The sequence below is a fragment of the Nostoc sp. genome, from assembly GCF_036917155.1.
In the GTDB taxonomy this organism is placed as follows: Bacteria; Cyanobacteriota; Cyanobacteriia; order Cyanobacteriales; family Nostocaceae; genus Nostoc.
Window position 1 is genome coordinate 1 of the sequence record NZ_JBALDZ010000079.1, and the last position, 12,385, is coordinate 12,385.

12 protein-coding genes and 1 pseudogene are annotated in these 12,385 nt (G+C 41.2%); 6 read left to right on the forward strand and 7 right to left on the reverse strand.

What is annotated here, in order from left to right; genetic code table 11:
* Positions 1 to 193: 193 nt before the first annotated feature.
* From V7K67_RS11505 to V7K67_RS11515, 3 genes are all read right to left on the reverse strand, one after another.
* The gene (locus tag V7K67_RS11505; RefSeq protein ID WP_334708702.1) at positions 194 to 391 is read right to left on the reverse strand and encodes a CopG family transcriptional regulator; all 198 of its coding nucleotides are present in this window, start codon (positions 389 to 391) and stop codon (positions 194 to 196) included.
* Positions 392 to 445: 54 nt separating this feature from the next.
* On the reverse strand, positions 446 to 1,120 hold the full coding sequence (locus V7K67_RS11510; protein ID WP_334730473.1) for a response regulator transcription factor: 675 nt from the start codon (positions 1,118 to 1,120) through the stop codon (positions 446 to 448).
* A 697-nt stretch (positions 1,121 to 1,817) separates the two neighbouring features.
* Positions 1,818 to 3,251 carry a sensor histidine kinase gene (locus tag V7K67_RS11515; RefSeq protein WP_335166596.1) on the reverse strand — a complete coding sequence of 478 codons (1,434 nt, stop codon included), beginning with the start codon at positions 3,249 to 3,251 and terminating at the stop codon, positions 1,818 to 1,820.
* Positions 3,252 to 4,031: 780 nt separating this feature from the next.
* Between V7K67_RS11515 and V7K67_RS11520 the strand changes: the two are divergent.
* A pseudogene (locus V7K67_RS11520) lies at positions 4,032 to 4,478 on the forward strand (DUF3479 domain-containing protein); the annotation flags it as partial.
* Between the two features lie 25 nt (positions 4,479 to 4,503).
* Positions 4,504 to 5,052: a hypothetical protein gene (locus V7K67_RS11525; protein WP_335166757.1), complete on the forward strand. Its 549-nt coding sequence runs from the start codon at positions 4,504 to 4,506 to the stop codon at positions 5,050 to 5,052.
* Between the two features lie 289 nt (positions 5,053 to 5,341).
* Here V7K67_RS11525 and V7K67_RS11530 read toward each other — a convergent pair whose 3' ends face one another.
* The 4 genes from V7K67_RS11530 to V7K67_RS11545 all read right to left on the reverse strand — a co-directional run bounded on the left by V7K67_RS11530 (position 5,342) and on the right by V7K67_RS11545 (position 6,686).
* A complete protein-coding gene (locus tag V7K67_RS11530; RefSeq protein WP_292724987.1) occupies positions 5,342 to 5,539 on the reverse strand; it encodes a DUF2283 domain-containing protein in 198 nt (65 codons plus the stop codon).
* Positions 5,536 to 5,796 carry a DUF4258 domain-containing protein gene (locus V7K67_RS11535; protein ID WP_334730475.1) on the reverse strand — a complete coding sequence of 87 codons (261 nt, stop codon included), beginning with the start codon at positions 5,794 to 5,796 and terminating at the stop codon, positions 5,536 to 5,538. The genes V7K67_RS11530 and V7K67_RS11535 overlap by 4 nt, the downstream gene beginning before the upstream one ends.
* Before the next feature lie 51 nt (positions 5,797 to 5,847).
* The gene (locus tag V7K67_RS11540) at positions 5,848 to 6,336 is read right to left on the reverse strand and encodes a helix-turn-helix transcriptional regulator (protein WP_334730476.1); all 489 of its coding nucleotides are present in this window, start codon (positions 6,334 to 6,336) and stop codon (positions 5,848 to 5,850) included.
* A 116-nt stretch (positions 6,337 to 6,452) separates the two neighbouring features.
* Positions 6,453 to 6,686: a hypothetical protein gene (locus V7K67_RS11545; protein WP_335166598.1), complete on the reverse strand. Its 234-nt coding sequence runs from the start codon at positions 6,684 to 6,686 to the stop codon at positions 6,453 to 6,455.
* Positions 6,687 to 6,743: 57 nt separating this feature from the next.
* Between V7K67_RS11545 and V7K67_RS11550 the strand changes: the two genes are divergently transcribed.
* The 4 genes from V7K67_RS11550 (at position 6,744) to V7K67_RS11565 (ending at position 12,303) form a co-directional block, all read left to right on the forward strand.
* Positions 6,744 to 7,046 carry a hypothetical protein gene (locus V7K67_RS11550; RefSeq protein WP_335166600.1) on the forward strand — a complete coding sequence of 101 codons (303 nt, stop codon included), beginning with the start codon at positions 6,744 to 6,746 and terminating at the stop codon, positions 7,044 to 7,046.
* Positions 7,047 to 7,458: 412 nt separating this feature from the next.
* Positions 7,459 to 11,445 carry a magnesium chelatase subunit H gene (locus V7K67_RS11555; protein WP_335166602.1) on the forward strand — a complete coding sequence of 1,329 codons (3,987 nt, stop codon included), beginning with the start codon at positions 7,459 to 7,461 and terminating at the stop codon, positions 11,443 to 11,445.
* A 115-nt stretch (positions 11,446 to 11,560) separates the two neighbouring features.
* Positions 11,561 to 11,923, forward strand: coding sequence for a XisH family protein (locus tag V7K67_RS11560; RefSeq protein WP_335166604.1), 363 nt, complete (start codon positions 11,561 to 11,563; stop codon positions 11,921 to 11,923).
* A 44-nt stretch (positions 11,924 to 11,967) separates the two neighbouring features.
* Positions 11,968 to 12,303, forward strand: a complete 336-nt coding sequence (locus V7K67_RS11565; protein ID WP_194003987.1) for a XisI protein — start codon at positions 11,968 to 11,970, stop codon at positions 12,301 to 12,303.
* Positions 12,304 to 12,385 lie beyond the last annotated feature (82 nt).

The window sequence follows — 12,385 nt, forward strand, 5'->3', positions numbered from 1 at the left end:
CTCAGTTTGAAAAATAACTGGTGTAATTTATGATGCGTAGTTTTTATTTCGCGAGTCACACTCGCGAACTTCTTCTTTTTGTCCAAAGTCCAAATAGCAACGCACCTGAGATTGTTGACGGTGCGGCGCTTGGCGACAACACACCCGACATTAAAATTCCTTAACATAGCTGGAAACATTAGCACCGACTTACTTAACTGCCAACAGTTATTGCTGAGTCTGCTGTTTCCTTTTCAGAGTTTTCCGCATTGTCAACCTCAAGACTTCGGAGCAGTTCTCGAATGACATCTGTTGCTGGCCTTCCTGTAAAAGCACAGTAGCGTTCAAGTTTCTTCATTTCCTCGGTTGTGAGATTTACTGTCAGTCGTTTAACAGCCCATTTTTTCTTCATGATCCTTATTTTGTATTTAATTTGCTTTTTATCAAAATCACCAAGTCATTAGGATTATTCCCGTAGTGCATAGCCTACACCACGGACTGTATGAATCAAACGCTTTTCATTATTTTCTTCCAACTTGAGTCGCAGATAACGAATATAAACCTCAATAATATTAGAATCACCCATGAAATCGTAACCCCAAACCTTCTCTAAAATTTGATCTCTAGTAAACACTTGACGGGGATATGAAAGGAGATATTCTAATAAGTCAAACTCTTTTGCTGTTAACTCAATGCTTCGTTTTTCCCGAAATACTTCACGGGTGCGGCGATTTAGGCTTAAATCTTCAAATTGCAACAAATCCTCGTCTGTTTCTTGGGTGCGGCGGAGATGGGCGCGAATTCTAGCTAATAGTTCCTCAATGCTGAAGGGTTTAACTACATAATCATCGGCTCCTGCATCTAATCCTGCCACGCGATCGCTCACTTCATCTTTTGCTGTTAACAAAATCACTGGTACTGTACTCCCTGTTGCCCGCAAACGGCGACAAATTTCCAAACCTGTCAAGCCTGGAAGCATCCAATCCAGAATCGCTAAATCCGGTGATGAGTCTCGGGCTAGAGTTAAACCAGCAATACCATCATGGGCTACACTAACTTTGTATCCTTCGCTACTAAGTTCTAATTCGACAAATCGCGCCAGTTTGACTTCATCTTCTACCAAAAGGATATGTGCTGTCATATTTTTGCTCCTAAAGCAGGTAATGTTAGATTAATAATTCAAAATTCAAAACAAAGTTTTTCTGTCATATACACTATGTCTGCTATCAAATCAAGAAGTCGAGAATCTAAATCTTTCGATTTTCATAAATCAGATATAAATGCTATATAGCAATCCTAAATGAATGAACAGGGTGTAGGGGATAGGGTGTAGGGTGTAGGGAACCCCATAATTAAAATCAGGGGTTTCAAAAGGGACGCTGTATTTCTTGCACATACGTGTCTCAAAATACATCTTTTTCTTTTTCCATATTTAAAAATAGGGGCTTGTACCCGTTGGGTGTGGGATAACCTTCTTTTCCTACACCCTACACCCCACACCCCACACCCTTTTCGGTCACGTCGCTTCTCTACGAGACGCCAAGGGCGAACGCTCCGAATTCAAAATTCAAAATGACGCTCACAGATTCGCTAATACTAATTCTGTATGAAGATGCGCCAAACTACATGAGGAACGAACCGCCAAGTACGCAAAGAAAGAACATTTGGCGCAGCCTCACAAAGAAATGGTATAATGCTGCGCTAACAAAATTCTTGCATTAATGATCCCCATAAATAAATTTAGTTGCTCTGTATCATGAGTCGTTTTCGGTCACGAACTAAAAGATCCCCGACTTTTTCAATAAGTCGGGGATCTGCTCCTCTCGGTGGAGAGCAAATCAGATAGGACTGCTATATGTAGGTAAACTGATTGTAAATATACTACCTTCCCCTAATTTAGATTGCACACTGACACTACCCCCCATACCTTCTATAAGTGTCTTGACAATCGATAAACCCAAACCACAACCCCCAGTAGTATGAGAGCGAGATTCATCTACACGGTAAAACCTCTCAAATATCCGTGCTTGGTGTTGTAAAGGAATGCCATAGCCTTTGTCACAAACTTGAATAATTGCCTTGTCTTGAACCTGATTTAACTTAAAACTTATGGGTGTATCAGCTTCAGAATACTTAACAGCATTATCAATTAAGTTTAATAACACTTGTTTGAGACGACTGTAGTCTGCTTTGATCTCAATTGGATAAATCTTTGACTCAATTGTAATTGTGCGATCGCTATATTTTTCTGCCATCATTACAACTTCTTCAACCAATTCATTGAGTACATAAGATTTCATCTGAAAGTATAAATAACCACTATCGGCTCGTGCCAAATCAAGTAAATCTTGCAACAAGCGGATAGTGCGTTCCGCTTCTGATGCCGCAGTTTCTAAAGCTTCTTGCTGGGTTTGGGTTAAGTTATTCTGCCTTCGTAAGACGCTTTGCAAATAACCATGTACAATTGTTAAAGGTGTGCGTAGCTCATGAGAAACATTACTCACAAATTCTCGCTCTTGCTCCCACGATTGGGAGAGGCGTGATAACAGCATGTTTAAAGTTTGAGCTAATTCTTTAACTTCGCTGGGTGCATTATCAAGATATAGCTGTGCTTGTCCTAAATCTTCAGCGGAAATCACAGAAGTCATTTGATTTAGCTGGCGTAGGGGTTGCAGAGAACGTTTGATATAAAATGCGATCGCAGCAGTTAAAACAATAATTGCCAAAATACTAGTAATACCTAAATTCTGCACCATTCCCACAAACATTTTCTGTTCGCGGGTAATATCCTTAACTACAAATAGCTCACCGATAAACTTCCCCTGCACTTGCACAGAACTACCACATAAAACAAAATAGCTTTGGTTTACTTTGTAAACTTGTGCTTTAATCGGCATCTTAGTCAGGGACATTAACTCAGTAACCGTAGTACCAGATAATAAATTTAAATTGGCAGATTTTACTAAAATTTTATTATCAGGACTTTTTAGCCATAATAATGTGTTGCTATTTCCCAAATTATTAATAGCCTTTTGCAACCCAGTTTCAAGTTGCATCATTTCACTATAAATTTGCACATCTTGCGGCAAGCGCTTGGCTATTTCTTCTATATTATATTTATGACTATCAACTAAAATTTGCTGCATTTTCCAGCTAGTCCATGTAGCGAGACTACCTAATACCAAAGCTGAAAATGCTGCAATACCAATGGTGAGGCGTGACTGTAAGGAAAATGGATCTATACTTATCCAAACTTTTATGATTTGCTTCACTGTTCTGGTTGCGCTTGATGTGTTTAATAAGGCTTGATCAATAAAATCAGACTGCTAAATGTAAAGTTACTGTCAACCGCGACATCTTTAGTTATAGCTGATTTGAACTTACCTCTGTTGCATACCTACAGTGAAAAGTGCAGCCATTCCAAAAAGATTGCTAAATATTTTTATTTTATCGACCCCTTAACTCTACGAATCTTGGTCTAATAATAATCTAAATGCATTTATTGGTAATTAAATTAATTTCCGCTGAGAATTACCTTAAAATGTCTAAATATTATCTGCCTTTAATTTGAACGCAGGGGCTACAAGTCAATCTTTCTCTTTAATAAAGTTTCTTCTGTATGAAGTATAAATTTATGGGTATTGAGGCAGGAAATAGAAACTCTTTAATAATTATCTTGAGTCCTACATTTTTACCTATACAGCAGGGCAAACGCATCTAAATTACTCTTGATCACAACGAAGGTTAAGAACCAACGAAAAAATCAGGATTTCGCGTTTAATTATTTTTTAAGCCCCAAAGCGATCACCTAATTTTTTCGCAATAAGCAAAAGTTAATGATATTATTCTTAACTCTATTGAGAATAGACTTTACTTATTGACATGATGCGGCCGCCCTGACCTATACAGCGTTTGGCATCTAAATAGAGTACATCCTTTACCCTCCTTAATCCACCCTTATAAAGGCTACCATGTATACACAAGTCGAATTGGGAATCAAATGGGCTTGTCAAAGTAACGCTAATATAGCTAAATAGTTATTTAACCATTAAGACCCTGAGAATTACGAGGAGTTCAAACGAGAAATTGAGAATGCGAATATCTTCATCGCTTCCCTCATTTTCATCGAAGACTTAGCACAGAAAGTAGTAGCAGCAGTAGAACCACACCGCGATCATCTGGACGTTTCCGTTGTATTTCCCTCAATGCCAGAAGTAATGCGCCTGAATAAAATGGGCAGCTTTTCTCTGGCACAGTTGGGTCAGTCAAAAAGCGCGATCGCCCAATTCATGCGGAAACGCAAAGAAAAATCCGGTGCGGGATTCCAAGATGGGATGCTAAAGCTTTTGCGAACCCTGCCGCAAGTGCTGAAGTTTTTACCGATGGATAAGGCACAGGATGCCCGAAATTTCATGCTCAGTTTTCAGTATTGGCTAGGTGGTTCTCCAGAAAATCTGGAAAACTTCTTGTTGATGCTAGCTGATAAATTCGCTGTCAGAAGTCAAACGCGACTTGAACTTAACTATGGTTGAAAATGGACGGTTTTTACCTGAAACCCAGTCCATAGAACCTAGTATTTACCTCAAAGAAGCACTAAACGAAGGACTACCACTAGCAACAGCAACAGGCTCAGAAAAAGCTCGCTCAGAGTTAATTATTAGTCCTATCCTCGTAGAAGTTCGGAAAATTCTGGAACGTAAAGTCAGCTTTTTTTCGGGTGAAGATTTTACTGTCGCATCAGAATTAGGCTTAAGTGGAGTATGTGATTTTTTAATTAGCCGCTCACCCGAACAAATATTTATTGAAGCTCCTGTGATCGTAATTATTGAAGCAAAAAAAGGTGATTTAAAACCTGGTTTAGGGCAATGTGCAGCAGAAATGATTGCCGCGCAAAAGTTTAATGAAATCAATAATATACCGATTAAGACAATTTATGGTAGCGTCAGCAGCGGTACGGCTTGGCGATTTTTGAAATTAGAAGGGCAAATACTGAGTATTGATTTGAATAATTATACAGTTCCGCCAGTGGAAATACTATTGGGAATGTTGGTTTGGATGGTGTGGGAAGGTTAGATATTTTGATCTTTGTGTCTTAGTGTCTGTGCTTAAAACAGGATCGCTTCAAAGATACGAAAAGCTAGCTGTACGCTAACGGGAGCATCCACTTTTGGAAGAAACACCGGGCGATTGGAAATCGCGGCTACACAAACTTTCGTCCGCCTGCGCGGACTCTCTGAAACCCGCGTAGGCGGGTTTTGTTTGTATAGCCCCAGACTTCTAGTCTGTTCGCGTAGCGTGCGCCTTAGCGCAGGGCGATCCGCCAAAACAGGATGCTCCCTACGCTAACCCTCTCAAACCTCTATTATGTAGAAATCGAATACTCTAGGGAACGTGGATTATCGATTCTTTTAGAAGCGTCTAATATTTCTAGGGCGATAATATTTCCATCTTCGTCGTAATCTAAAATTACCCCTGGCTTTTCTTCGTCACTATCTTCTATGGGTACATCACTCAATATAATTCTTAATATATCTACTTCTGGGTCATAGGTAATTTTCATAGTTCTCTCCAGTATTTTTCGATTTTACTAGTTTTATATACGGTTATTACAACTGCGGGATCAACATCATCTACTACGATAACGCGTAGCAAGAATATTTTCCCACTACCAAAGTCAATTTTTGACTGGTAGACTTTTCTACCTTCCTTTTCTGACACTACTTGCCCAGGAGCATTCAGAACGGATTCAACTACAGCTTTAGATATATTTCTTCGCTCCATCTCTGTCTGTGCATGACGAGAAATTATATACTTCATTTTTACCTGTTTGCTTATCAAGCATGGTCTGGTTTCGGCAGAATATAAATACTAATTGCTTTTATAATTATCTAAATTATTGAATTCATCTTCCAAAGAATCTGGATTTTCTGAAGTGGGAATACAAACTTTAATACCAATAACTAATTGATTATTTTCAATATTTATATTAGTTACATTAACTACTGCTTTATCAGGCGATAAATCTAAACCTGGAACCTTTATCGACTGATTTTTATACCCTGCGTCATCAAGCCATTCAGAAATATTTCGCCAATTTTCTAACTTTTCATCAGACTTATCCAACAGACTTTTTACATACCTGTATACGGTTGCACAGAGGTCAGTTTCTACACCCTTGCCATTTTTACCCAGTTTATCAGCTATTTCAGCCGGACTACAGCCACAAAGCAAACCCCGCAAGTGTCGCTTTTCCACTGGTGTCAAACACTTACCTTTCACTGATGACAAATCAGAATAAAGGGTTTCCAAGTCCCAGCTATTCGCTGCTTGCGTGAACGGTTCATTGCTGGATGGCATGACTACATTTACGATGGTGATAATTTTTACTGATGTAATCCTAGCATAATTCCTGACGCTTACCAGAAGCTAGTTAGCTTTTAATTAGCAGATACTTAGATTAATGACAATAAAAACTACAAAATATACGGATAAAATAATGATGAACAAATATCAATTAAAAATTGGAGCAAAGTTAAAATCGATCGCGTTTCCTGCTGTAATCCTGATGTGTTCTGCTGTAGTACACCAGCTATGGCGGCAGATTGGAGCTTTCCTTGGCAAGCAGGTAAAAGCGCTACGAACAGATAGGTGTAGTAGCTGCTGACACTCCTAATGATCCTAAGTGTGCGATATCTACAGGTCCCCATCTTCATATAAATTTCCCAAGCCGCAACCTAGTTGTGGATGGTTATCAAGTTGCAACTATGACGCGTGGGACATACACTTCCAGAAATGGTCTTGTTAGTGACGACTTGACCCATGTCAATTTCAGTGGAGTTACTGCTCCTGCTGGAGTTAATGTGCGCTCTGGCACTTCCATATCTGCTTCAATTGTTGGAAGATTGGGGGGTACTGTAAGAGTTAATTTTGATGGATGGAAATATGGCGATTCCGTAGCAGATACTTGGACAGGTAAGCCCGATCGCCGTTGGTATCGCATTGCTGGTACTAATAATTGGATAGCAAGTGCTGTTGTGAATGGTAATGCTCCTGGTTCCCAACCTTAATCTTTTCTATCTAGTTTTTTAAACTTAAATTTCCCCGCTATCGGAAAGCGGGGTTTTTTATCAAAATAGCCGTGAGTTTTTCTAAACTGTTACTCGATGATTTTGAGAACAGACATTCAAAATCTCTCTTCTCAGAGAATATATTTAATAGCATTAATAACTAAATAGTCAACTATCAATGTAAATAATAATTTACATTATTGTGAGCTAATACTTTTAGATAAAGTCAACAATTACGAAGAAATATTTCGTTTTTTATATCGATTTGTGTCATATAGGCGATAAAATGCCTACTGGGCAAGCGTTTTCTGATAAAAAACAGATATTGCCTAAAAGATCACAAGTTACCTGTGGCTGATGATGCCGCTAGGAACTTCCTTCAGAGAACACGCATCAAAGGAGCCGAAGAAGCATGTTCACACACGTCAAGTCCACCATTAGACACATTGCGCCTGATAACTTACGCGGACGTAGTTTAATCAAGGTGGTCTATGTCGTGCTTGAGTCCCAGTACCAGAGCGCATTGTCGCAAGCGGTTCGCACGATTAACGCGAACAATCCCAACTTGGCGATTGAAATCAGCGGGTACTTGATTGAGGAACTCCGCGACCCTGAGAATTACGAGGAGTTCAAACGAGAAATTGAGAGTGCGAATATCTTCATCGCTTCCCTCATTTTCATCGAAGACTTAGCACAGAAAGTAGTAGCAGCAGTAGAACCACACCGCGATCATCTGGACGTTTCCGTTGTATTTCCCTCAATGCCAGAAGTAATGCGCCTGAATAAAATGGGCAGCTTTTCTCTGGCACAGTTGGGTCAGTCAAAAAGCGCGATCGCCCAATTCATGCGGAAACGCAAAGAAAAATCCGGTGCGGGATTCCAAGATGGGATGCTAAAGCTTTTGCGAACCCTGCCGCAAGTGCTGAAGTTTTTACCGATGGATAAGGCACAGGATGCCCGAAATTTCATGCTCAGTTTTCAGTATTGGCTAGGTGGTTCTCCAGAAAATCTGGAAAACTTCTTGTTGATGCTAGCTGATAAATATGTATTTAAAGGTTTAGAAAAACAAAATTTTGCACCTTCTACATACGAACAGCCGGTGGTTTATCCCGATTTAGGGATTTGGCATCCTTTGGCTCCTAGTATGTTTGAGGATGTCAGAGAGTACCTCAATTGGTATACAGCTCGTAAGGATATTTCTAGCGATCTAAAAGATCCCTTAGCTCCTTGTGTCGGGTTGGTATTGCAACGCACCCACCTAGTTACAGGGGATGATGCCCATTATATAGCAATGGTGCAGGAGTTGGAAGCACTAGGCGCACGGGTACTACCTGTGTTTGCTGGTGGTTTGGATTTCTCCAAGCCTGTGGATGCTTACTTCTACGAACCAATTACCAAGATACAGTTAGTAGATGCAGTGATCTCGCTGACTGGTTTTGCTTTAGTGGGTGGCCCAGCCAGACAAGATCATCCCAAAGCAATTGAGTCACTCAAACGCTTAAACCGTCCTTACATGGTGGCGTTACCCTTAGTATTCCAAACCACAGAAGAGTGGATGGATAGCGATTTGGGGTTACATCCAATTCAAGTAGCTTTGCAAATTGCGATTCCCGAATTGGATGGAGCAATTGAGCCGATTATATTATCGGGTAGAGATGGAACTACAGGCAAAGCGATCGCACTGCGCGATCGGGTGGAAGCTGTAGCCGAACGCGCCTTAAAATGGGCTAATCTCCGCCGCAAACCGAAGCTGGATAAAAAAGTCGCTATCACTGTTTTCAGCTTTCCGCCAGATAAAGGCAACGTGGGAACCGCCGCTTACTTGGATGTATTCGGTTCCATCTACGAGGTGATGAAAGCACTGAAAAATAACGGCTACGACTTACCAGAATTGCCAGAATCAGCCGAAGCGTTGATGCAAGAAGTCATCCATGACGCTCAAGCGCAGTACAACAGCCCAGAATTGAACATTGCTTACAAAATGTCGGTTCCTGAGTATGAGGCGCTGACTCCCTACTCTCACCGCTTAGAGGAAAACTGGGGCCCACCTCCTGGACATCTCAACAGCGACGGGCAAAATCTGCTGATTTATGGTAAGCAATTCGGTAACGTTTTCATCGGTGTGCAACCCACATTTGGTTACGAAGGCGATCCGATGCGGCTGTTATTCTCCCGTTCAGCTAGTCCTCACCACGGTTTTGCTGCCTACTACACTTACCTAGAGCAAGTTTGGAAAGCTGATGCTGTACTGCACTTTGGTACACACGGTTCCTTGGAATTCATGCCAGGTAAACAGATGGGGATGTCTGGTGACTGTTATCCAGATAACTTAATTGGCTCAATTCCCAACCTATATTACTATGCAGCCAATAATCCGAGTGAGGCGACAATTGCCAAACGCCGGAGTTATGCCGAAACAATTTCTTACTTGACACCGCCTGCAGAAAATGCTGGTTTGTATAAAGGCTTGAAGGAACTCAGCGAATTAATCGCTTCCTACCAAACCTTGAAAGATAGTGGACGCGGTGTTTCCATTGTCAACAGCATCATGGATAAATGCCGAATCGTGAATCTGGATAAGGATATTAACCTGCCAGAAACCGATGCCAGAGACATGAGTACCGACGATCGCGATAATATTGTTGGTAACGTCTACCGCAAGTTGATGGAAATTGAGTCGCGGTTGTTGCCTTGTGGTTTGCACGTCATTGGTAAACCGCCAAGTGCAGAAGAAGCGATCGCAACTCTCGTCAACATTGCTAGTCTGGATCGTCAGGAAGAAGAACTTCAAGGCTTACCGGGAATTATCGCTAACAGCATTGGGCGTAACATTGACGATATTTACCAAAATAACGACAGAGGCATTTTAGAAGATGTTCAGTTATTGCAAGATATCACTTTGGCAACCCGTGCGGCAGTTACCGCCCTTGTTCAAGAGCAAATCGACGCCGAAGGACGAGTTTCTCTGGTTTCTCGGTTGAATTTCTTCAACATGGGCAAAAAAGAACCTTGGGTAGAAGCATTGCATAAAGCAGGTTATCCTAAAGTTGACACCGCGGCCCTAAAACCCCTACTTGAGTATTTGGAATTCTGCCTGCAACAAGTTTGTGCCGACAACGAACTAGGAGCATTACTCAGAGGCTTGGAAGGTGAATACATTCTACCCGGCCCTGGTGGCGATCCCATCCGTAACCCGGATGTATTACCTACGGGTAAGAATATCCATGCTCTCGATCCGCAATCCATCCCCACAACAGCAGCAGTACAATCAGCCAAAATTGTCGTAGACAGGCTCTTGATCCGTAACAAGGCTGAAAATGATGGAAAATGGCCAGAAACTATCGCCTGCGTCCTCTGGGGAACCGATAACATCAAAACTTACGGCGAATCCCTAGCCCAAATTATGTGGATGGTGGGCGTGCGTCCAGTTCCCGATGCCTTGGGACGGGTGAACAAGTTGGAATTGATATCTTTAGAAGAGTTGGGACGACCCAGAATTGATGTAGTAATCAACTGTTCTGGTGTATTCCGCGACTTGTTCATCAACCAAATGAACCTGCTAGACCAAGGCGTGAAGATGGCGGCTGAGGCAGATGAACCCTTAGAAATGAACTTTGTTCGCAAACACGCTTTGCAACAAGCCCAAGATATGGGGATTAATCTGCGTCAAGCAGCAACGCGCGTTTTCTCCAACGCTTCTGGTTCCTACTCGTCAAATATCAACTTGGCGGTAGAAAACAGCACTTGGGATAGCGAAGCCGAGTTGCAGGAAATGTATCTCAACCGGAAATCCTTCTCCTTCAATTCCGATAACCCCGGAATCATGGACGAATCCCGGCAGATTTTTGAAAGTACATTGAAAACTGCTGATGCAACTTTCCAAAATCTGGATTCTTCCGAGATTAGCTTAACGGACGTTTCCCACTACTTTGATTCAGATCCTACTAAGCTGGTGGCAAGTCTGCGGGGTGATGGTAAAAAACCAGCATCTTATATTGCAGATACAACCACAGCTAACGCCCAAGTGCGGACATTATCAGAAACCGTGCGTTTAGATGCGCGTACCAAATTGTTAAATCCCAAATGGTACGAGGGGATGCTATCTCACGGTTACGAAGGTGTGCGCGAACTCTCCAAGCGGTTGGTAAATACAACGGGTTGGAGTGCGACAGCTGGCGCTGTGGATAACTGGATTTATGAGGATACTAACGAAACCTTCATCAAAGATGAAGAAATGCAGAAACGGTTACTGAACCTTAATCCCCATTCTTTCCGCAAGATTGTATCAACTTTGTTGGAAGTGAATGGACGCGGTTATTGGGAGACTAGCGAGGATAATTTAGATCGTCTGCGCGAGTTGTACCAAGAAGTTGAAGACCGGATTGAAGGGATAGAATAATCCCTAATTCATAAATGTAGGGACGTTCTATAAAACGTCTCTACATAAAAAACGGTTTTGACAAATTGTATGGAATGCGGCTAAATGAAAATAAAATATATAATTATAGATATGTATGTCTGCTAAAGATGTCTTTCATGAAGTTGTCAAAACAGCTTTACACAAAGATGCTTGGCAGATTACTCACGATCCACTCACAATTAGCGTGGGAGGAGTTAACCTTTCGATTGATTTAGCCGCCCAAAAGCTGATTGCAGCAGAACGTGAAGGACAAAAAATTGCAGTCGAAGTTAAAAGTTTTTTAGAGAGGTCGTCTGCTATTTCAGAATTTCATACAGCATTAGGACAGTTTATTAATTATAGAGGTGCATTACGACGGCGGCAACCGGAGCGTGTTTTGTATTTAGCAGTACCTTTAACAACTTATAAAACATTTTTTCAACTTGATTTTCCTAAAGAGATGATTGCAGAAAATTAAGTGAAAATGCTTATTTATGATGTAGAACAAGAGGTGATTTTCCAATGGATAAATTAACTCGATATCGCCAGCTTGTACAACAGATATTACATGATTATAGTGAGCAAAAACCAGCTAACGGAAATATAGAAGTTGAAACAATTTTTGATACAGAACGTGACCATTATCAAATAGTTCATGTTGGGTGGGAAGGTCAAGACTGGGTACATAGTTGTATTATTCATATTGATATTAAAGGTGGGAAAATTTGGCTTCAGTGGAATGGTACAGAAGATGATATTGCAGCTAATTTGGTAGCTGCGGGAGTTCCCAAGGAAGACATTGTGTTAGGTTTTCAGTCTCCTTTTATGAGACAGTTTACAGAATATGCAGTGAGTTAGGAGATGTTTTGAAAATCTCCAAGTACTACTTAATGAATGTTAACCCGAACTCCTGGGTCAAGACTTTGGCGTAATCTTCAGC